The organism is Fulvivirga kasyanovii, assembly GCF_009711405.1.
Classification (GTDB): Bacteria; Bacteroidota; Bacteroidia; order Cytophagales; family Cyclobacteriaceae; genus Fulvivirga; species Fulvivirga kasyanovii.
Genome location: NZ_SMLW01000663.1, coordinates 18018 through 41564 on the forward strand (window position 1 = coordinate 18018; position 23547 = coordinate 41564).

Annotated in this window: 15 protein-coding genes; 8 read left to right on the forward strand and 7 right to left on the reverse strand. The window is 44.8% G+C overall.

The genetic code is table 11. From position 1 onward, the window contains the following. Positions 1-5: 5 nt before the first annotated feature. The 5 genes from dapF to E1163_RS26135 all read right to left on the reverse strand — a co-directional run bounded on the left by dapF (position 6) and on the right by E1163_RS26135 (position 4729). Complete coding sequence (dapF, locus tag E1163_RS26115) at positions 6-788, reverse strand: diaminopimelate epimerase (RefSeq protein WP_155175957.1); 783 nt, start codon at positions 786-788, stop codon at positions 6-8. Positions 789-879: 91 nt separating this feature from the next. Further along, positions 880-1134, reverse strand: coding sequence for a DUF4834 family protein (locus E1163_RS26120; RefSeq protein ID WP_155175958.1), 255 nt, complete (start codon positions 1132-1134; stop codon positions 880-882). A 26-nt stretch (positions 1135-1160) separates the two neighbouring features. After that, the gene (gene carB, locus E1163_RS26125) at positions 1161-3974 is read right to left on the reverse strand and encodes a carbamoyl-phosphate synthase large subunit (RefSeq protein WP_155175960.1); all 2814 of its coding nucleotides are present in this window, start codon (positions 3972-3974) and stop codon (positions 1161-1163) included. 194 nt (positions 3975-4168) lie between these two features. Continuing rightward, on the reverse strand, positions 4169-4411 hold the full coding sequence (locus E1163_RS26130) for a hypothetical protein (protein ID WP_155175963.1): 243 nt from the start codon (positions 4409-4411) through the stop codon (positions 4169-4171). A gap of 57 nt (positions 4412-4468) precedes the next feature. Beyond that, positions 4469-4729, reverse strand: coding sequence for a hypothetical protein (locus E1163_RS26135; RefSeq protein ID WP_155175965.1), 261 nt, complete (start codon positions 4727-4729; stop codon positions 4469-4471). Between the two features lie 215 nt (positions 4730-4944). Between E1163_RS26135 and E1163_RS26140 the strand changes: the two genes are divergently transcribed. The 3 genes from E1163_RS26140 (at position 4945) to E1163_RS26150 (ending at position 17105) form a co-directional block, all read left to right on the forward strand. Beyond that, positions 4945-5616, forward strand: coding sequence for a hypothetical protein (locus E1163_RS26140; protein ID WP_155175967.1), 672 nt, complete (start codon positions 4945-4947; stop codon positions 5614-5616). Positions 5617-6059: 443 nt separating this feature from the next. Next, positions 6060-16052, forward strand: coding sequence for a LamG-like jellyroll fold domain-containing protein (locus E1163_RS26145; RefSeq protein ID WP_155175969.1), 9993 nt, complete (start codon positions 6060-6062; stop codon positions 16050-16052). A 105-nt stretch (positions 16053-16157) separates the two neighbouring features. Beyond that, the gene (locus E1163_RS26150) at positions 16158-17105 is read left to right on the forward strand and encodes a T9SS type A sorting domain-containing protein (protein ID WP_155175971.1); all 948 of its coding nucleotides are present in this window, start codon (positions 16158-16160) and stop codon (positions 17103-17105) included. A gap of 106 nt (positions 17106-17211) precedes the next feature. On the opposite strand, the gene E1163_RS26155 is transcribed toward E1163_RS26150, so the two are convergent. Further along, a complete protein-coding gene (locus E1163_RS26155; RefSeq protein ID WP_155175973.1) occupies positions 17212-18438 on the reverse strand; it encodes a dipeptidase in 1227 nt (408 codons plus the stop codon). A 116-nt stretch (positions 18439-18554) separates the two neighbouring features. Between E1163_RS26155 and E1163_RS26160 the strand changes: the two genes are divergently transcribed. Then, positions 18555-18764 carry a cytochrome b5 domain-containing protein gene (locus tag E1163_RS26160; RefSeq protein WP_246223915.1) on the forward strand — a complete coding sequence of 70 codons (210 nt, stop codon included), beginning with the start codon at positions 18555-18557 and terminating at the stop codon, positions 18762-18764. A gap of 235 nt (positions 18765-18999) precedes the next feature. On the opposite strand, the gene E1163_RS26165 is transcribed toward E1163_RS26160, so the two are convergent. Further along, entirely contained in the window at positions 19000-19776 is a 777-nt protein-coding gene (locus E1163_RS26165; protein ID WP_155175975.1) for a peptidase, read from the reverse strand. Positions 19777-19844: 68 nt separating this feature from the next. On the opposite strand from E1163_RS26165, the gene E1163_RS26170 reads away from it, so the two are divergent. Genes E1163_RS26170 through E1163_RS26185 form a run of 4 tightly spaced genes read left to right on the forward strand, consistent with a single transcriptional unit; the run spans position 19845 to position 23294 of the window. Then, positions 19845-20693, forward strand: a complete 849-nt coding sequence (locus E1163_RS26170; protein ID WP_155175977.1) for an N-acetylglucosamine kinase — start codon at positions 19845-19847, stop codon at positions 20691-20693. Continuing rightward, a complete protein-coding gene (gene murQ / locus E1163_RS26175) occupies positions 20690-21511 on the forward strand; it encodes an N-acetylmuramic acid 6-phosphate etherase (protein WP_155175979.1) in 822 nt (273 codons plus the stop codon). Before E1163_RS26170 ends, murQ begins: the two co-directional genes overlap by 4 nt. Next, positions 21498-22070, forward strand: a complete 573-nt coding sequence (locus E1163_RS26180) for a hypothetical protein (RefSeq protein WP_155175982.1) — start codon at positions 21498-21500, stop codon at positions 22068-22070. Before murQ ends, E1163_RS26180 begins: the two co-directional genes overlap by 14 nt. A 9-nt stretch (positions 22071-22079) precedes the next feature. Beyond that, positions 22080-23294 carry an alpha/beta hydrolase family protein gene (locus tag E1163_RS26185; protein ID WP_155175983.1) on the forward strand — a complete coding sequence of 405 codons (1215 nt, stop codon included), beginning with the start codon at positions 22080-22082 and terminating at the stop codon, positions 23292-23294. The last annotated feature ends 253 nt before the right edge of the window (positions 23295-23547 follow it).

Sequence of the window (23547 nt, forward strand, 5' to 3'; positions counted from 1 at the left end):
ACCTATTAAGCCGGCATTTCAATAGTACCTTCAAAAACCCTTTCTGCCGGGCCAATAAGGTAAACATCAGAATAGCTGCCATCCTCATGTTTTTTAAATTCTACAGCCAGTGTACCGCCTATGGTGTTAACTGTGACAGGGCTTTCAAGACCTTTGTGGCTGGCAGAAATGGCTGCAGCCGTAACGCCAGTGCCGCAGGAAAGGGTTTCGTTTTCAACACCCCTTTCATACGTTCTGTTAAAGATCTCTGAGTTGCCTGTAATTTCGACAAAGTTCACATTTACCCCGGCTTCTTTGAACAACCCGCCGTTGCGGATGGCTTTTCCTTCATCATACACCCTGTAATTTTTAACATTGATCACATATTTGATCAGGTGTGGTGACCCTGTATCAATAAACATACCATCTGCCATTAACCTGACATTTTGTACGTCTGCCATTTTTAACCTTACTTCCTCATTATCAAGGATCTCGGCCAGGTGCTCGCCGTCATAGGCCAAAAAACGCGTTGATTTGCCCACTATGCCCAAATGGCTTGCAAAATTAACTGCACACCTGCTGCCATTGCCACAAAGGCTCTGACTGCCATCAGGGTTGTAATAAACCATTTCGAAGTCGTAGCTGTCATGGTCCTGGATCAGGATCAGCCCATCGGCACCAATACCAAATTTTCGGTCACACAGTTTTTGGATCTGCCCGGAAGAGAACTTGTATCCGGTAGTGCGGTTATCTATGAGTATAAAGTCATTGCCTGTAGCCTGATATTTATAGAATTTAATGTTGTCCATACACCGTATTATAAAATAAGAAACCCCGTTTCGGGTATTACCAGGATTTGGCGGACCGAAACGGGGTCTAAAATATGCAATTTGTTTTAATTTATTTTATTTCTTCATAGTCAACGTATTCACCGCCTTTAAAGGCTTTGGGCTTCTTTTTCGACCCGTCGTTTGGCACGTAATCGATATTTACATTCCCATCGTGGCTCCTTCCGGACTGATATTGTTGATTTTGGTAAGTTCTGCTTCCTGACCTGTCGGTTGCTGATCTTCCAATTAAGATCCTGAAAAACAGGCCCAGAAGTTTGAAAAACAGAAACCCTACCAGAAATACAATAATCAGAAATTTCAACATATTTTTTTACTCTTTTATTATTATACTTATTTACTCAGATATAAGTTTCGCTCAGAGTATATTTTTAAGAAATAGTCGTCCATCAGATCATCTATGAAATAAATGGCTTCTCCCGTAGATTTCATCTCAGGGCCCAGTTCTTTATTTACATTAGGGAACTTGTCGAATGAGAATACAGGCTCCTTGATGGCATAACCATGCTTCTTAGGATTGAAGTTGAAATCTTTAACCTTCTTCTCGCCCAGCATTACTTTAACAGCATAGTTAACATATGGTTCATCATAAGCTTTGCAAATGAAAGGAACCGTACGCGATGCTCTTGGGTTGGCCTCAATAATGTATACTTTATCATCTTTGATGGCAAACTGTATATTAATAAGGCCTACCGTATTAAGCGCCAGGGCTATCTTTTTAGTATATGCTTCAATCTGGCGGATCACGAAGTCTCCCAGATTATAAGGAGGCAGCACTGCATAAGAGTCTCCCGAATGGATACCGGCCGGCTCGATGTGCTGCATGATACCTATAATGTGTACATCCTCTCCGTCACAGATAGCATCTGCCTCTGCTTCAATGGCGCCGTCAAGGAAGTGGTCAAGGAGTACCTTATTGCCTGGGATCTTTTTGAGGATATCAATGATGTGGGATTCGAGTTCCTTTTCATTGATAACGATCTTCATGCTTTGACCGCCCAGTACATAAGAAGGCCTTACCAGCAGAGGGAAACCGATCTCTTTTGACAGTTCAATAGCAGTTTCAGCATCTTCTGCCACACCAAATTGTGGATAAGGGATGTCGTTTTCCTTCAGAATGTTGGAGAAGCTGCCTCTGTCTTCAGCCAGGTCAAGCGACTGGAAGTTGGTACCCAGAATCTTGATACCATATTTTTCAAGCTTCTCAGCCAGTTTAAGAGCAGTCTGTCCACCAAGCTGTACGATTACACCCTCAGGTTTCTCATGCTCGATGATGTCATAAATGTGCTCCCAGAAAACAGGCTCGAAGTAAAGTTTGTCAGCTACGTCGAAGTCCGTAGATACGGTCTCAGGGTTACAATTGATCATGATCGTTTCGTAACCACACTCTTTGGCTGCCAAAATGCCATGCACACAAGAGTAATCAAACTCTATGCCCTGACCTATCCTGTTAGGGCCTGAGCCTAGTACCACGATCTTCTTCTTGTCAGTAACTTTTGATTCGTTTTCCTGATCAAAAGTAGAATAGTAATAGGGTGTTTGTGCTTCAAATTCTGCTGCGCAGGTATCTACAAGTTTGTAAACCCTGTTGATGCCCAGCTCTTTTCGTTTGCCGTGTACTTCACTCTCCCAGCATTTCATCAGGTGGCCTAACTGACGGTCGGCATAACCCTTTTCTTTGGCCGACCTTAACAGGGCCGCCGGAATAGTATCGATAGAGTACTTTGCAATTTCATTTTCGAGAACGATCAGCTCTTCAATCTGGGTCAGGAACCACTTATCTATTTTGGTGAGGTTCTGGATTGTTTTAAAAGGTATTCCCAGTTTAAAGGCATCGTATATGTGGAATAGCCTGTTCCAGCTAGGGTGTTCAAGGCTTTCGAGGATCTCCTGCTGCTTGGTTAGTTCCTTACCATCAGCACCCAGTCCGTTTCTCTTGATCTCAAGAGATTGGCAGGCCTTTTGGAGAGCTTCCTGGAAGTTTCTTCCGATACCCATTACTTCACCAACAGATTTCATCTGCAGGCCAAGCTTTTTATTTGAACCCTGGAATTTGTCGAAATTCCAGCGAGGTATTTTTACGATTACATAGTCAAGCGCAGGCTCAAAGTATGCGGATGTAGTGCCGGTAATGGCATTTTTAAGTTCGTCAAGGTTATACCCGATGGCCAGCTTGGCCGCAATTTTCGCGATCGGGTAACCAGTGGCTTTTGAGGCCAGTGCCGATGATCTGGATACCCTCGGGTTGATCTCGATACCCACGATGTCGTCATTATCAGGGTTAACGGCAAACTGCACGTTACAGCCCCCGGCAAACATGCCGATACCATTCATCATTCTGATGGCCAGGTCACGCATTTCCTGATACACTGTATCCGGAAGGGTCATGGCAGGTGCTACAGTGATGGAATCTCCGGTATGTACCCCCATAGGGTCGAAGTTCTCAATGGAACAGATAATAATGATGTTCCCTTTATTATCCCTGAGCAACTCTAGTTCATATTCTTTCCACCCAAGTATACTTTGCTCTATGAGCACCTCATGTATAGGTGAGGTGTGTAATCCGTGGGTAAGTGCTTTTTCAAACTCATCCGGCGTGTTTACAAAACCACCTCCGGAACCTCCCAGCGTATAGGAAGGCCTGATAACCAACGGGAAACCTATCTCCTGGGCGATCTCCTTACCTTGAAGAAATGAAGTGGCTGTTTCTCCTTTACAGACGTGAACACCCAATTCATTCATTTTAAGGCGGAATTTCTCCCGGTCTTCCGTAGTTTCTATAGCGTCAATATCAACACCTATGATTTTAACACCGAAGTGTTCCCAGATACCGGCTTTTTGACAATCAATGGCCAGGTTCAATGCAGTCTGCCCTCCCATAGTAGGAAGTACGGCATCTACATTGTGCTTCTGTAAAATTTCCCTGATTGATTGCTTGGTAAGTGGTTTAAGATAGATGTGATCTGCGGTGACCTTGTCGGTCATGATTGTTGCGGGGTTAGAGTTGATCAAAATAACTTCTATTCCCTCTTCTCTTAATGAACGTGCTGCTTGAGAACCTGAATAATCGAATTCACATGCTTGACCGATGACAATAGGTCCGCTTCCGATGATTAGAACTGACCTGATGCTTCTATCTCTTGGCATTTAATGGTGATTGTGTAGAGTTAAATGAATGACTTTTGTATAAATTGGCACAAAGTTATAGGAAAATGAATAGAATAAAAATGTAAAGATGCAGGCACGCCTTTAAATCAGGAATTTTGGTTTTTCTGAAAGGCCTGAGCTTTTAAAAAATGGGTGAATATGGTGGCTGAGAGCGGTTTAAGGTAAGGGGTCGCTTAAATTATTTTTTTTACCTTCTGGTTTTCCGTAGAGGCATCTATCATTTTAAGCCAGCTTACTTTTTCGCCGGTTGCTTCGGATTCGTAGACATAGGAATTGTCTACCACCAGCAGTTTGCATTTACCCAGATCATACCGCAAAGCTTCTACAAAATCACCTTCTGCCAATGGTGTATTTTCCAGATCTTTTAACACGGGCAATCCCGGCTCCTGCTTTTTCTTTTTGAATAGGCCAAACATAATGAGCCACCAAATTAATGGATTTTATTAATTGCCAACAGCGGATGGAGAGTTTTCCTAAATTTTTTTGACAGTGCTGCTGTCCTTTGCTCCGGCATTATCGCCTGTACAGTAAACGGAAACAACTTTGACGGACGGCACCTGCTCAGCGGGCGAGGGACTTGCCATGATGACCGCATGTTTTGGCAGGTATTTGCGGGCAAGGGTGGAGATGTGCTGCAAGGCTACCTGCTGGTAGTAACTAATGGAAACCATAAAGAGCGATATTATAATTGCGCTGGTGACCTTATAGTATTTTCTCTGTAGTTCCATGATCATTTAATCTTCATAAGGTTTTAACGGAAAGCCAACCCGGAGGATCAGGGGCAGGGGTCAATTACCTGTTACTGGTGACAGACGGTTTTTGAAACAATATGAACTGCAAAACGGAAACCCTTCCTTTTTGGGCATGTCTTTGTGATGTAATGCAGTACAGGCTTTGACTTTAAGGTCTCTCAAAGTTTGCACACCCTTAACTTTAACTTATATCACACATGAGAAGAGTACTTATTGTTATGGTCATTTCTTTGATGGGCATGACCACCTATGCGCAGGACTATCACTATGAACGTGATACTATTTATGAGGAGGTTACAGTCTCCGAATACCGGTATCAGCAGGACGAGGTAAGGACATTATCCGGAGGCGGTGGTTATCATTCCGGAGGCTTTGGAGCGGTATCGTTCAAAAGCTCGGAGTTTCAGGATAAGATACTGGTAATGGGTGGCGTCCGGGCCGGGTGGATCATCAACCGGACTTTGGCCATAGGGTTTGAAGGCTATGGTGTAATACCCACAGCAGAGTTTGACAACATCCTGCCAGGAAGGAATGCCGTACTGCTTGGAGGATACGGAGGCATGTTTTTAGAGCCAATTATTTTCTCTAACCAGGTGGTGCATGTCACCTTTCCCCTGGCAGGTGGAGCCGGCTGGCTGGGCTTTCATGATGACTGGGAAGAAGATTATGGCCGCGACGAGATCATTGATGAGGATGTATTCTGGTATGTGGAACCTGGAGTGGCGCTGGAGCTGAATGTATCCAGGCATTTCAGGATCAATTGTGGTGTTTCAAAAAGGTTTACCGAAGATTTGAAATTGTTGGCTACGAATGCCCATGAATTTGAAAAGTTAAATTACTTCCTGACGTTGAAGTTCGGTAAGTTTTGATCTACTAACTCCTTTTTTATCATTATTATCACTCAGGCCGGGCTCCTTTCGTAAGTATGACGGCAATGTCATAGAGGAAAGGAGTCTCCCTTGGTTTGAGGCTGCTATCTGGTAGCTTTTATCACATCATATATTCTACTCTACAAATTTTCCGGACCTCTTATGTAATTGGTTTTCAAGCAAGTTGTGGGTCGAGCTGAAAACTACGTAACTCTTTTGCTCTTGCCTCTGTGTTGACGTTGCCTTGAATTTCCTGGGCGGAGTCTATCAAGCCCTTATGCCATTTCACATATCCGCGCTTTCCAATAAATAACTACTGAACCGGAAGGACTGGCAGCTAAATTTTTTAAAAATAAATGATAGCCGGGGGTATAGTTTTCATTGAGTCGCCTGTCTAAGTCTAAACCCATATATAATTAGCGACTTAATTTAAACAAAATCGAATGAAGAAAAAGTACATAATGCTTAATCTAAAAACTGCCCTGTTCATCCTGGCGATGTTCACCAGTTATCTGAGTATTGCCCAGCCCACCCGGGAAGGTTCTATCGACCTTACAGGAGGTGATGGCAGGTATATACTGATGAACCATGATGGAAGTGCCAGAACACTTGGCATAGAGGGCGGGGAATTTACCATTGAAGCCTGGATCTACATGGTTTCAAACAGCAATAATAACTTTAATTTCTTCACTTTGGTGAGTGGAGACAGGGTTTTGAGCTTATCATACAAAGGAGATGATTACAAGAATTCAGATGAGGCGTGGTGGTTTGAGACGAAAGGCTTGCCTGAAAAGGGCGGTAAGGGTGAACGATGGAATTTCTACCGAGGATACAGCAGTGGTGTTACACCACCTACGTTCCTCAACCAATGGCACCATGTGGCATTTACCGTAGATAATGGAAGTTCAATACGACTTTACATTGATGGAACAAAGGTAATTTCAACTAACCTGACACACAATGGCAGCGAGTTGGCAGATCTTTGGCCGGCTGATGGTGATGGGAACTGCTATATCGGTCATCAGTCGGTAAACAAGGATAGAGATGGAAAGTTTTACGTAGGTGAAATTCGCGTGTGGGATGCCCAGCTTAGTGATGCTGAAATTTCAAAATACTATGATGAAGAGGTGAATAAAGCCCACCCACACTGGAACGATCTGAAGCGCTACTACCATGGTACCGAATCCAGATATTCTGACAAAGACAGGGTATTTGAAGATCGCTCACCTGCCGGGACTGAGTACGATGCTACGGTTTCCCATTCCGATGTAGGAGTTGCCTCCGATTACAGCCCTACGGTGAAACCACCTTCTTTTAATGACTCTGACTTTAGCATTTCTTTTACGGCTAACGACTGCCAGACCTCGGATATTGACATAAGCTGGACAGATTTTGAATATGACTCCTGGGGCTATGAGAATGCCAATGATGTATATTACAAGCTAACTCGTGATACGGATAGCAAGTCTCTTTATACGGGTACAGTTCATGCTTACTATGATACCGATGTATCAGAAGGCGACAAACACCGTTATAAACTTCAGACCTATTGGACAATCAATGGAGTGGAGGTATATTCCGATGATGCCATATACAGTGATTACGGAACCATTAAAATGCAATATGATGCTCCGACAAACCTTACTGCTACACTTGATAATTGCGATAAATCCATAGACCTTTCATGGACGGCTGCAGATGGTACCCCTCCTTACTGGACAATCCAGCGGGCCAATAATTCAGGGTTTACCAGTGGTGTTACTACCATCACCACATCTCTGAGTGGTAGTAAAACTTCATATACAGTTACTAACCAGTCCGTAGAAACTTCCCGTTATTTCAGAGTCTTCGCCAGCGGCACGGATGATAATGGGTGTACCGTTTCAGGAAGTTACCCCACGGCCGTTGAGGGTAACACTTCTTACCCGGCAAGCGCCCCTACCAACATGACTATCACGCAGGACCTGGATGCCAAAACATTAACATTGAACTGGACCAACCCAAGTGGTAACAATGCAGACAGTTGGGTAATAAAACGTACCAAATTCGACGGATCTGATGAAGTGGAGTATACCACGGCTTTGGGCACTACTTCCTATGTCGATTCTGATTTGCAGCTATGTCAGACGTATAGCTATACTATTGGCGCAGTAAACGAATGTGCTGCCGATGGAAACTTTGCTACTACAAGCCTTACAGGTAATATCAGCACCGATCTTTCCGATGCGATTGGTTCTATAGAAGCCTCCAAGGGCTACTTTTCCGACGCTGTGCAGGTAGAGTGGGAACTTAAGGGAAGCCTTTCCAATATCGACCGGTTCAGGGTTTATAGGTCAAGAGCGGATAAAAACAGTTTTAGTTTACTAAAAGTATTGGATAACGACCTGATTTATACTGATGAAACAGCCGTTGGTGGTGTATTTTATAATTACAAGGTGGTTGGTGAAGCTGCCTGCGAGGATTATACCATCTATACCAACGAAGGAATAGATATGGGATTTGTGATACCATACGGTGTGGCTAACGGTCACGTGGAGTATGACGGCGGAAATGCAGTGGAAGATGTTACAATAAACTTTACCAAAGATGATGGAGCCACTGGTAATAGCCTCATATTCGACGGGGTGGATGATTATGCTGCTATCAATGGCCTTAACTATAAAGCTTCCAATATAAAAGAAGTGACCGTTGAAGCCTGGATAAAAACCTCCAGCGGTGAGGACCAGATCATCGCTTCTTTTGATCGTAGTGAGTACTGGAGGTTGGAAATAGGTGGTAGTGCTGGTGGATACGGCACTATTGGCTGGGGTTTAAATACCAACGCCGGTACTTTTGATATAAAAGGCACTATCCGGGTAGACGATGGAGAATGGCATCACATAGCTGCGGTGTACGACAATGGATATTCAGCCATTTATGTAGATGGCGTGTTAGATGTAAGCGATACGAAAGGAAGCACTTTTGGCTCAGGAACCGAAAGGTATGGTTTTATTGGAGTAGGTTCAGAAGCAAGCTCATACAATGGTTCTACCGGGCCTGACTATTACTTTAATGGAAACATCGATGAAATCAGGATCTGGAATGTAGCCCGTAGCAAAGACGAAATTGCTCAAAACTACAACAGGCTGATCAATGGTGCCACTGATGGGCTCAGCGCCTACTGGCGTTGTGATGAGGGTATCGGCTCCTATGCTTATGATGCTTCAAAAACAGACGATGAGTTCAATAAAAACGATCTGTTGTTTGTTAATGAAGCGCAGTTCTCAAGCGAGATCCCCACGGCAGACCTGTTAGGGATTCGCGGTATTACCAATGAATATGGAGACTATACTATAGACTATATTCCTTACTCTTCCGGAGGGGAAATATTTAAGGTTACGCCATCCATAGGGCAGCATGCTTTTGAGCCTTCTTCCAGAACAGTATATATCGGAGATGGGGCCAAAACACAAAACGGGCTTGATTTTACAGATATATCTTCATTCCAGGTTAGCGGTAAAGTAACTTATGAAAACAGCCAGGTGCCGGTAGAGGGCGTGTCTATTTTAATAGATGGTGTACAAGCGGTGGGAAGTGACAACCAGCCTGTACGCACCGACTCAGAAGGTAACTATGAAATACAGGTACCTATCGGTTACCATTTCCTTTCTGCGGAAAAAGACGGCCATACCTTTTCAGAGGGTTACTTCCCTCCCCTTAATGCGTATGGCGATGTAGAAACTTTTGAGTTTACCGAAGACATATCTGTCAACTTTACTGATGACACCAAAATAAAAGTGGCAGGACGTATTGTTGGAGGTACGGTAGAAGGCGACAAGAAAATTGGCTTTGGCCTTTCAATTAATAACATTGGCGTGGCGGACCTGAAACTTAAACTTCAGAAAGAAGGCTATGACCTTGATGTTGCCGATAATGCCATTTATGATGTAATTTCTGTAACCACCGACCCCTATACAGGAGAATATGAGGTTGAAGTAATACCGGAAAAATGGGTGGTTGAGCAAGCAGGTAACGATACCTACTTCATAGACCCTCAGGACATACCCGTGCTGGATCTTAGCTACAGCCTTGAGGAGGTCATGCTTACAGATACTACGGAGGTAGAAGGTACGAATGGCTCTGTTACCTCTGAACTGGATACTTTCTACTACCATCACGAGCTCAATTATGTCATCAGGCAAACCCCTTCAGTATACGTATATGATGATCAGTATGGTGAGTTTGGAGGTGAAAAGGAAATCTACTTTACATCAAAGGAAACGGGCGAACCGGATACTTTGGTTGTGGCGGATGCCGGGTTTGATTTCCCCTTTTTCACTCAGGGAAAAGTTTATGGTATGAATGTATACGTACAGGAAAAATATGAAAACCCGGCTCACCCTGATGGTGCCCTTGTCGACTATGTACCGGTACAAAATGCTGATATAGTGGTGGTGGACAACATGGGGGCAAACCCGGAAGGTACCACAGGTAAAACTGATGCCAATGGACTGTTCTACTATGAGTTCAGGGCAGGGTTCCCTTCATTATCTGTCGATGGAGAGAATTCCTACACCCAAACCCTACAGGTAAACGCCACCACTGACAGTGAAAGCGTGGCATGGCCGGAGGACGATCTGTTTCGTGGCTATATCCTGGGTGGATTGCCGCAGGAAGGTACAGATTTCGTAACCTACGGACCGGATGTGGTGGAAATGGTACTCAGAGACCCTCCCGGCTCGAACTCTTATGCATATATTGAAAAGGGATCGACTTTTTCCAGATCCGAAACCTGGACCGTTGATGCTACCACTGACCAGGGCCTCAATCAGATCTGGCACAAAGGGATGTATATTGGTGCAGGTGGTGGCCTGGCAGGTCCGATTATGGAAACCACCTATACCCTGGATTCAGAAATTGGTTTGGGTATCGAACGTGGTTATGACTACGATGGTAACTATACCGAAACATGGACCTTCAACGAACGCATTGAAACCAGCTCTGACCCGGAAGACGTTGGCTCAGATGCTGACGTTTACATTGGTAAAGCTTATAATGCCTTCGTGACCAAAACAAAAACACTGACTTTTATAGATCGCAGCTATTGTGAAGAATACGGATTGACTTGTATGGATACAGGGGGCGATGTTTTGCTGGGGATCATTGATGGTTTTGCCGTAGATGATGGTAATACAGCTACTTACTTCGCTTATTCTCAGCGACACATCGTGGAGGAGCTGCTGCCTGAGTTGCTGATCTTGCGAGATGAACTGTTTAAAAAGGACAAATACGAATCGCATTTCCCCTGGGGACACCAGTTCTATGGAGTATCTAATGACAATAATACGGAAGCATTTTACCAGTTTAAGCTGGATACCCTCGCTGTAAATCCTTCGGCAGATACCACACAATTGTCCTACACATTCTATGGTACTGATGATGAGACTGACTCTGTTTCGTTCATCACCGAGCAGATCCGGCAATGGTTAAATGCCATTTCTACAAATGAATCAGAAAAAGTAGAAGCAACGGTTACTAAAAACATCTCCATAGATGGCTCTTCCGGTGCTATCAGCGAGGAAATTACTGAAACCTACTCATCAGGATACAACTGGGAAAGTGCGCGAAAGGTCAAGTTTGACTGGAATGCAGAATTTGGAGTGGTTGCCAATGCGAACGGTTATACCATGAAAAACACCTTTAATGCAGGCTTCAATTTTGGCAGTGGAGAGGATATAGAAAAGTCACATAATGTAACGTTTGGCTATGTCATAGATGAACGTGATGAGGGTGATTATTATAGCATTGACGTGAAACACACCAAAGGTGTACAGGTACTGGACAGATCGAAATTCAGTGATTTTATACCTGATAAAAATACATTTATAGAGTCCAATCTGACCAAACTAGGAATAGGTGTAGGATTCACAGGGGTAAAATCTATTGCCACCAAATTGGCTACAAAGTACACCAGCAAATCTAATAGCTTCATTGCTACGGCTGCATTCATAGTTGACGCTGCCGTATTTACATACGAAATGGCTGATGTAACCTATAATGCGATGGATACCTATGACAAACAGGATGAGCTTGGCGAGAATTACGACATCTCAGGATTCAGGATCTCCAGCCCTATCTTTTCAGTGCGGGGAGGCCAGTCCAGGTGCCCGTATGAAGGAGAAGAAGTGACCAGCTTTTATGTGGAAAACAATGAACCTATCAAGCTGCATACAGCCACTTTATTGAGGGAAAACCCAAAAATAGGTGCTGAGCCTTCCATTCGTTCTAATGTGCCGGAAAATGAAGAAGCCGTATTTACGCTGAAACTTCAGAATGAAAGTGAGTCGAACAGCGACATGTGGTATGAGATCAGCATTGATGAGGCATCAAATCCTGACGGAGCGATTATATTGGTCGATGGATTATCTGCCGAAAGATCATACCTGGTGCCTGCATGGGAAACTGTTACCAAGACGCTTACCATTAAAAAAGGAGCCAGTGGTGTATTGGATTACGACAGCATAGCAGTGATCCTGCACTCAACTTGTCAGTTTGACCCTACTACCAGCCAGGATGATGTTGCAGATACTGTGTATCTATCGGCACACTTCCTGCCTGCCTGCTCTAATGTTGAGTTGCAAGGTTTTGCAGATAACTGGGTAGTGAACTATGAGGACAATAACCAGGTGGCCGTGACCCTTACGGGATACGACCTCAATCATTCAACACTGGAAAAAATCGACTTCCAGTATAAGTCGCTGAGTGGAAATCCTATTGCGGTAAAAGGGTACTTTACCGATTCGGAGGCCTCAGATTTCGATGCGTATGGAGACCAGGCCGAGCTACTGGAGGGCAGAAGCAAAGTCAGCTTTATGTGGGACATCAGCGACCTTACTGACAGGACTTACCAGGTAAGGGCCAGGGCGACCTGCTCAGATGGTTCAGTTACGGAAACGGACTACCTTACAGGGGTGATCGACCGGGTTACGCCGGTAGTATTCGGAACGCCTGAGCCTTCCGATGGCATACTGGAACCTTCTGATGATATTTCGGTACGGTTCAATGAAGCGCTGGAGTCAGGGTTGGTGAAAGACCATAACATCAGCGTGAAGAGTATTCTTAACGGATCGGATGTTTCGCACGCCACTTCTGTACAGTTCAACGGTGTGAATGAATCTGCCAGAATACCATCCGTGTCATTCAACAACAAGCCATTTACCATAGAGTACTGGCTGAAGCGCGATGCAGGGACTGCCGGAACAGTCTTTTCAAAAGGAGCAGGTACTGACCTGCTTGAAATTGCATTCAATGCAGATGAAACCATTTTACTTACTGTCGGCACGCAATCTTACAGTGTTGATCCTTCGGCTTATTACACTGCGGTAACTCCCGTAGATGCCTGGCACCACTGGGGGCTGGCGTATGACAATGAAACCGATGAGCTAAGATTCATCATGGACGACCAGTTGTTGATGGTAAAAAGTAATGTTACGTTCTCTCAGGGAGAAGTTGAACATGCTTACCTGGCTGCAAAAGTGGATGGAAGCAATGCCCTTGCCGCACAAATGCACGAGGTGCGACTATGGGACAAAGCCTTTGACGTAAGCCAGTCTGTAGAATATATGAACCAGACACTGTCAGGTGATGAAGCAGGGCTGTATGGCTACTGGCCGATGGACGAAGGTGACGGAAGCCAGGCGCTTGATAAGGCGGCAGGAAGACATATGGTAATTGATGCTACATGGAACCTGTATCCCGGCAGCGATGCCTTTGCATTCAATGGTACCAGCCAGTACCTGACCCTTGACGGGAATAATGTGGTGATTTCCGATGAAACTGATTTTACGATAGAATTCTGGTTCCAGGCGGGGACTCCTGCTGCAACACAGACCATTTTCTCATCAGGAAGAGGTGATTTGACTGATACCCTTGCCAATGTGGAGTATGCGCTGAGCATCAACGCACTTGCATCAGGACAGATCAATGTAGTGAGCAATGGAAATACCTTCACGGTTGTTTCCGGTAATTACTTTGATAACCAGTGGCATCATTTTGCACTTGTAGTCGATCGTGAATCTACCACACGGGCATATATTGATGGCAAACTGCAAAAATCCAGCGGTGCGGCAGGTATTGAAGGGTTGGCCGGAAGCGCCCTTTGGCTGGGTGCCCGCGGGTACAAAACGGACCCGGTCAACAGTGTAATAGACCAGTATTTTGAGGGTGTTATTGATGAATTCAGGATCTGGAATTCAGCAAGACCACTGGAATACATCAATAATTACAAAAACACAAAACTTGTGGGAGACGAAGCGGGACTGATCGCGTACCTTCCTTTTGAAGAGTATGAAGAAGTAATGGGTGCCATAATACGGAACACTACCCTGAGCGATGAGGCCACGCCACAGTTTCTGGATCAGGCAGGCCCTGCCGTAGCGGCTGTAAGCGAAACATTCGTAAACGGTGCTTCTATCAGGGACGTACGTCCACTGCAGGATATCCCGTTTGACTTTGTGGTCAATGGAGATGAGATAGTGATCACGCCTATTGTAGATGCTTACAGGATAGAAGGTCAAACCCTGGAAATCAGTGTAAGTGATGTTACCGACCTGAATGGCAACAGGCAGCTTTCTACAGTAAGCTGGACCGCATATGCACAGCAAAATGAGCTGGTATGGCAGGAAAACACCATCAGCATTGAGCAGGAAGAGGGCACGGCCAGTACTTTTACGGCCACCATTGCCAACCTGGGGGGCGTTTCCTACGACTATGTGCTGGAAGATATGCCGGCATGGCTAAAAGCAAACCAGGAATCAGGAACGGTAGCAGCCAACTCTACTAAGACGCTGACATTTACCGTAGACGTAGGACTGAACGTTGGTTATTACGAGCGTAGCATCAACCTGGGCACATCACTCGATTTCGATGAAAAGCTGACCATTGATGTTTCCGTATCCAAACCTTCTCCCAATTGGGCAGTGGACACGGACCAGTATCAATACAGTATGAACCTGTTTGGGCGTTTGATCATTGACGATGTGGTTTCTACCGATGTCAACGATATTGTGGCTGCTTATGTAGGTGACGAGATAAGAGGAGTGGCTATGCCTGAGTATGTTGCAGAACTGGATGAATACCTGCTCTTCATGACTATTTATGGCAATGGTGAGGGTACTGAGGCCATTCGTTTCAAAGTCTGGAATGCCAGCAAAGGACAGACCCACGAAGAGGTCACCCCTGAACTGACTTTCCTGGCTAATAGTATTGTGGGCACTACAGCCGCACCACAAGATGTTGTAGCTACAGATGCCATTTCCACTACTATCGAATTCGGTCCGGGTTGGAACTGGGTATCCTTCAACCTGGAGTCTGCTGACCTGGAAGCTGTGAGTAATGTATTCTCAGGAGTGGGTGTTCAGGACGACGTTGTTAAAGGACAGGATGCACACGACATTTATGATGACGCTACAGGCTGGATGGGAGGTATTACCCTTGGTGAAGGCTTGCAGGTAGAGGAAATGTATAAGGTGTACCTGAAAAACGGCGGCACGGTTAAATATAGTGGTACTCCTGTTAATCCGCAGTTGACCACCATTGCGATTGATTCTGGCTGGAATTACGTGGGCTATACGCCACAGGTATCCATGACAGTATCAGAGGCACTGACTGGTTTGAACCCTGCAACGGGAGATATTATCAAGAGTCAGAACAAATTTGCCATGTACAATTCGTCATTTGGATGGGTTGGTTCCCTGAAAAATATGGTTGCTAGCGAAGGTTATATGATTTATAGTGCTAATGACGCTTCTTTTGCATACCCTGAGACCAGCTCTTTGTCTTCATCCAGGATGGCAGGTGAATATGAGGAAACATTGAGTCTGCCAAACGGATGGAATGTTGCATCATCAGGCCGCTTCTCGGATAACCTTTCCATCATAGCGGAAATAGCGGGTGAAACGAATGTCTCAGAAAATGACATCCTGCTGGCTTATGCCGGTGACGAAATCCGTGGATATGCCAGGGGACAAGAGTTAGGTAATGGCAAATTTGCTTTCTTCCTCACTGTCCATGGTAACGCAGGCGATCAGCTTACCTTCTCGCTTTACAATGAAGATGCTGAGTCGGTAACCGAAGCCAGCAACCAATTGCAGTATGTTGCCAATGCGATCATCGGTAATACCGAACAACCGTATCCGGTAGCGCTGGAAAAGGCATTGCTTTCAGAAAACCTGACAGTATATCCGAACCCATTCACTGATGAGTTGAACGTGATACTTCCTTGTGAAGGAGGAACGATCGAGCTTTACGATGCCCTGGGTAACCTTTACACCTCAGTAGAGGCCAGCGGGCGAACGGCGAAGCTTGAACCGGCCAGACAATTACCACGAGGTACTTATTTACTCAGAGTCATTGGCGAATGTGGCGTACATACTACCAAAGTAGTTAAGATTGATTAAAAAAGACGGAAGCCTGAAGTCAGAAGTCCGGAGTGTTTCTTCGGCCTTCTGACCAGAGCTTTGTCTCAATACTCAAGTCTAATATCTCAATACTAAAATGTACATATGAAATACTTAAGCATCATATTCATACTCGCTTTTGGCCCTGGTCTCTTTGCGCAGGCACCTGACTGGAGTGTAAATCCTAATGAGTTCGAATACTCTATGTCATTTTCGGGTGTGGTATCTGTTGACACGGTGGAAAGTGCCAATGCAAACAGTAAAATCGCAGCATGGGTAAACGGTGAACTGCGCGGAACGGCCGATCCGGTCTACGTAGCAGCAACCGGCAGGTACTATTACCTGCTGTTGGTATATGCCAATACTGTTGGAGAGACCATCAAATTCACCTTTTACAACGCAGAGACGGATAAAGTAATCAATATCCTTAAAGAGGAAACCTTTGTTTCAGACAAAAACCTGGGCAGCTTTAGTGACCCTTACATTTTCAGAAACTGGGAGAACTACCAGTTTAATGCATTTTCTTTTGAGGGGCTCGACGTAGAGGTGGAGATAGACCCCGACGCAAAACAGATCACCGCATTGCTACCGCAAAATACTGATCCGGCAGGTCTGGTGGCAGTTTTTCGCTTTGACGATGCCATTTTCGTGAAGGTAAATGATGTGGAGCAGGAAAGCGGTGTTACGCCAAATGATTTTAGCACACCTGTTGAGTATGTTGTGAACACCTCTACTAAAACGTATACCTGGACGATAAATGTGACGGTGGAAAAAAGCGGAGAGGGCGAGGAAGAAGAAACCATTACAGGTATTAAAGATGGTGATTCCAGTCATCAATTAGTGGTCTATCCAAATCCAGTTCATAATACCCTTAACATAGACAGCAACTCGAAAATTCTGGAGTATGAAATTAGAAACAGTTGTGGAATACTCTCCTTTCAAGGGAAATCACCAGAGAGTATTGATGTTTCAGACTTACCTCCAGGCATGTATTTTATCAAAATTAAAACTGATTCGAAAGATACTGTGATAATGAAATGGTTGAAAATCTAGGTTAATAGTTGGTGAAAAAACAGACTCCCGTAGCTTTTGAACTTCGGGAGTCTTGTTATCGATCCTGTGATCATTGAGAATTTTTTAAAAACAGCTCCTCTATACTTTATTTAGAAGCAGCCACCTTAGCGGTTTCTTCCCACACCCTGAACACATTCTTGTAGCATATCTTTTCAATATCTTCTTCTGAGTAGCCCCTTTTGAGCAATTCATAGATCAGGTTAGGGTAGTGAGAGACATCTTTCAGCCCTTCGGGAAGCGTATCGCCAACCCCGTCAAAGTCAGAACCCAGGCCCACATGGTCAATACCTGCGATCTCTACTACGCGGTCAATATGGTCTGCTACTTTCTGAACATTGCTGTAGATCGGGTTCTCTTTTGAGTAGCTGGCTATGTATGCCTGAGCAGCCGAATCTTCATAGTTCAGATTGTTATCCTGCAGGTAATCTGTAATATGCTGCCTCACATCACGCGAACGCTGATCCAGAAAAGTTGATCCGAAATTGATCTGGATAACGCCATTCTTCTCACCCAAAAGCTTGATCATGTCATCTGACATATTGCGTTCAAAACCAGATGTAAAATGCCTGCATGATGAATGTGAAGCAATAACCGGCGCCTTGCTCAGTTCCATAACCTGATAAAAAGTGCTGTCGGAGATATGCGAAACGTCGATCATGATGCCTACCTTATTCATTTCACTGACTACCTCACGTCCGAAAGCGCTTAGTCCATTCCATGTGCGGGTAGTGTCGTATGATGAATCACATATCAGGTTGTCTTTGGAGTGTGTAAGCGTAATGTACCGGATGCCACGCTCATGGAAGTAAGCTACATTACTGAGCTCGTCACCTATAGGAGCCCCGTTTTCCATACCCAGTGGGAGAGAAATCTTGCCGGAAGCAAATTGTTCCTTTACCTGCCCGGGAGAGGTAGCAATGGCAAATTTGTCAGGATGAGCCTCTGTTATAGACTTCACCATATTGATCAGGCTGTCGGCCAGTTCCTTTGCACCGCCGGTCTCCTGGTACGATGCCGGAATGTAAATAGACATAAACGGAGCATCCAGGCCACCTTTCTTTGCCCTTTCATAATCAAAGTCACCCTTGTCTGTTTTGATCAGTATTTCTTTATCGGTTTCAATGTTGAAGTTGTCTTCTTTTAATCTGTAAGGCAGATCTATATGCCCATCTGTAATAATGAATTTATGTGCCAGTTCGTTGGCCCTTATCTGAAGGTCGGCATCAGATATTTTATTGGTTTCTTCTGCAGGCTTAGACTGGCATCCCATCAGGATGACAAACAGAAATAATATGGGTTTGATAATTTTCATTAGCTGGTTATGTTTGTTTTGCATGTTTTAACTTTGAAAGTTATGCAAAATAATCAATTAACTTTTAGATAGTGGAAATCGGAAGCCTGCCTTTTTATACAATCGGCCAATTAGCCTTGAGAAACGGTCAAGACAGAGAAGAAGTATGGATCGCTTATAAGGGGATTATTTACGATGTTACCAAATCAAAACTCTGGCGTGACGGCAAGCACTATGAACACTGGGCCGGACAAGACCTGACCGAAGAACTCGCCGATGCCCCTCATAACGAGAATGTATTTGACAAGTTTAAAGCAGTAGGCAAACTTGCTCCACTTCCGAATTAGTAGTTAGTGAACAGTCCAGTCCTGGGTTGGGATTAATGGTAATTGGTGAACAGTAATCGGTAGATTCAGTCGGCACTAGGCAAAAGGCAGTAGGCAAAATTGGTTCCTTTTAAATAACCAGCCCCAGAAACCTGTCGGCAATCGGCAAAAGCAGTAGGCAAATGGTCTAACAAGTAACCGGAAGCCAGAAAACCAGCAACTAGAAACCAGCCCCAGCCACCAGAAACCAGCAACCCTACTTCCCTCCATTACCTTTAAGGTCAGCAATGCATTGGGTGTCGAGTGTGGGTGGGGAGCTCATGCCGAGGAGGTCGGTAATTCCGGCGCCTGTTTCGGCGGTCCAGTACATGAGGCAGTCCTCGACATCGCAGTGGTGGCCGTGTGCTGTGTCCTGATGCTGGGTTGTCAGAGGTGTTCCGTTGTTGACCAGGCCAAGGATGTGGCCGAATTCGTGGTTCATTACTGTTGATGTAAGCAAACTTGTAGAGGGCTGGCCCAGGCCGCCGGAGTTATCTTCGATAGTTTTCTGAAATAAGGCCATAGAAGTATTGAGGTAGGCGATGCCCAGCACTTTGGCATTGTCAGTGTCCTCACTATAGCCTCCATCTGCAAAAAAGAAATAAGCGGCGATGGTGTTGCCATCGGTGAACTGCGTGCGGTTGTTATCTTCAATGGCCCGGATGTCGCTGGCGGAATATTGAGCCTGCCCCGGAGCACTGATCTCACTGGTGATCACGCTGATGTCAGATTTGTTGAGGTGCTGTTGCAAAAATGATTTGAGGTTAGTTATGGCAGCAGCCGGAGGGGCATAACCCGTGGCGTATTGTATTTCAATGATCAGGTTATCATAAGTTTCTGATGACAGCAAGTCATTGGCTGAGACACCGACATTTTGATTGTTAGAGGGATTATTGGTTGCTTCATTTTCATCATCATCGCTACATCCGCTGATGAATATTGAAAAAAGGATTAAACTTAATGCAGCAAAGTATTTCAAAAGGTTAATCTTCATAACTTAGTCATTGGTACAACCTTTATGGTACGTAATAATTATTTGCAGACAAAATTTTTATCGATAAAATGATCCTTATAGCCGATAGCGGGGCAAGCAAAGCCGATTGGAGGTTGATTGATGCGGAAGGGAATATTCAGCAGTTTCAGTCCCTGGGCATAAACCCATATCATCAAAAAGCGGAGAATATAAAAGCCGAGATCATGGAATCTTTAAAACCAAAGATTTCAGCTCCTGTGCACCAGTTGTTTTTTTATGGAGCGGGCTGTTCTTCTGCCACTAATAAGCAAACACTAAAAACCATTTTTGAAGAGGCTTTTCCCAACGCCGTGATTACTGTTGACCATGACCTGATGGGAGCCGCAAGGTCATTATGCGGCTATGATCCGGGTATAGCCTGTATTCTCGGTACAGGTGCAAACTCCTGCTACTACGATGGAGATACTATAGCCTCCAATGTGCCTTCGCTGGGATTTATTATGGGAGATGAAGGTAGTGGTGCCTGGCTGGGCAAAAAGCTGCTGGGGTCGTTTATCCGGGGTGAGCTGGGCAATGAACTCGAAGGCAAAATGATCAAACGCTTTGATCTGGACAGAGATATCATTCTTGAGCATGTATACCAGAAGCCTTTTCCGGCACGGTACATGGCAGGGTTTTCCAAATTTATCTTCCAGAACATTAAGCATCCGGTGCTTTACAGACTGGTGTACCGGGGCTTCGAACTGTTTTTTGAAAAGAACGTTGAAAAGTATGATCAATACCGGCAGTTACCTGTTCATTTTACCGGATCAGTTGCCTTTTACTACAGCAATATACTCCGCCAGGTAGCCAACGACAGAGGCATAACCGTCAGGAACATTGTGGAAAGCCCTATTGCCGGACTTACTTTATACCATCAAAACAGCGTAATGCGATGAATACCAACACTACCGAATCACCCTCCAACTTTGATAATCTCGAGCAAATGTCGGTTCGCGACATACTTGTAAATATCAATAACGAAGATACCACTGTACCCAAGGCTGTAATGCGCGCTATGCCCCAGATCGAGGCGCTTGTACCTGAAATAGTGAAACAGCTCAAAAAAGGAGGCCGCCTTTTCTACATCGGTGCAGGAACCAGCGGCCGTCTTGGCGTTGTGGATGCCTCTGAAATACCTCCGACTTTTGGTATGCCGCATGGAGTGGTGGTTGGTATTATTGCCGGTGGTGACCAGGCCATTCGCAAGGCGGTGGAGTTTGCCGAAGATGATACGCAGCAGGCCTGGAAGGATATGCGGGAGCACCAGATCAATCATAAAGATGTAGTGATCGGTATCGCCGCCTCGGGCAGGACGCCTTATGTAATAGGGGGGGTGAGAACGGCAAAGGAGCATGGCCTTGTAACAGGGTGTATTACCTGCAACAGGGATTCTGAGCTGGCCAAATCAGTGACTTTTCCAATAGAAGTGGTAGTAGGGCCGGAGTTTGTAACCGGTAGTACACGTATGAAAGCCGGCACCGCGCAGAAGCTTGTGTTGAACATGATATCCACTACAGTAATGATACAAATGGGCCGGGTGAAGGGAAACAAAATGGTCGATATGCAGTTAAGTAATAATAAATTGGTCGACAGGGGCACGCGCATGTTGATGGAGGAACTATCAATAGGCCGTGAAGAGGCAGAAGTGCTTTTGAAAGAACATGGGTCTGTGAGGAAAGTAATAGATTTTATCAGGAAGAATGCACGAGATTGAACCATACTATAGCTGGCTTCATTTATACAATCCGGCAGAAGACGAGCGGTCACCTTTTCATGGGAAGGAATATAATTTTGACCTGTACTCAGAAAATATTTATGGTTATTACATCGATCCCGCCTGGGATTTTATGGGTTCGGAGACCCTTTATCTGAAAATATTGTATGCAGACTATGATGAGGGGTTTGCGATCATTGAGTTTATCGGGGAGTGGAATGATACCATCAATAATGATATTATGCATCTCAAACGCAATGTTATAGAAGCCCTGTTGCATGAAGGCGTCAACAAATACATATTAATAGGCGAAAATATATTCAACTTCCACGGTTCGGACGACTGCTACTACGAAGAGTGGTTTGAGGAGGTGGAAGATGGATGGATTGCCGCGGTTAACTTTCCTCAGTTTGTGCAGGACGAGCTCAAGAACTTCAATGTAGATTCTTTTGTGAATATGGGAGGAAGTTTGCAAATTGATAAATGGCGTACGCTGAGCCCCCAAAGGTTCTTCCTATTGGTTAATCAGCTTATACAGAGAAGAATATCCTTACACTAACACCAAAATATGAAATTATTCAGAAGCTTCTACTCCTATTCGACATTCACGGTCTTCACATTATTAACCCTTTTCCTTTCAAGCTGCGGTGGCGATGATGATGGTGAAATTGCCCCGGAGATTGTTAAACTTGAAGATAGTGAGACATTATTTTCGAGGTCGAAAGAAGAAATGGTCACACTGGCTAATATTGCGGGCTATCCGGAGTTAGCGGCTTACCTGAATTATGATATTAACATCTACACCATTACCTACAAAACAGATTATCTGGGTCAGGAGATCATAGCCTCCGGGTTGGTGGCCTTTCCGGAGACCGGAGAGAGTGTACCGATGATGAGTTTCCAGCATGGTACCATGGTAAAGCATAGCGATGCACCTACCGTAGATACACAGACTTACACCTTCCTGGCCAGCGTTGCCAGTGCAGGGTATATCTTTCTTATCCCGGATTTTATCGGGTTTGGAAGCTCGAGTGATATTCTTCACCCCTATTATCGTGCTGATATTACAGCAAGTTCTATTACAGATATGATGATTGCTGCTAAGGAACTTGCATACCTGGAAGGCTATAAGTTTAACGGGAAGGCTTTTCTGTCGGGCTACTCAGAGGGAGGCTTTGCTACCATGGCCACGCACAAAGCTATTGAAGAGGATGGATTGGAAGGTTTTGAGCTGGTAGCTTCTGCACCTGCGGCCGGAGGATATGACTTAAAGGGCATGCAGGAGTATTTCTTTGCTCAGGAGGTATATCACCAACCATACTATATGGCCTACGTGGCATTATCATTTAAAAGCACCTATGGATGGAACCAACCCCTGTCAGACTTTTTTCAGGAGCCCTATGCCACTGAAATTCCGGGCTACTTTGACGGCACCATGTCAGGAGGCTCCATCAATAATAAACTGGATACTGTAGTCGCCGATTTTATTGCTCCTGACTTCCTGAATAATGTAGATACTGACCCTAAATATGCCGATATCCGTGCTGCATTTGAGGAGAACAGCGTCGATAACTGGGTTCCGCAAAATAAGATGTTTATGTATCATGGTACGGCAGATGTGACAGTACCTTATCAAAACTCGGTTGATACTTACGAAAACTTAATATTAGCCGGAGCTTCTTCAACGACCGTTGAATTTATTGCTATCGAAGGAGCAGATCATGGATCAGGTTTTTTCCCCTACCTGCAAGATGTGCTAGGCAGGTTTGAGGCTTTGAAGTAATTCGTGCTTTAGGGTCACGGTAATTGTATAGCTTTCCTAATCTTTAAAGGTTTAGGAAAGCACACGCCGTAAAAACTTTTCCAACCCTGCATCTCACTACTTCATGTTCGTCGCTGATTGGAGTTAATCGGTTTTTAACAAAACTTATTTACTGTTCACTGCTTATCGTCAAAACACCCCTATAATCCCCTCCAGTGCTATTAAATTAAGGCCGGAATGTATACATATGTGGTATCGATTAAGTAAATAAGCG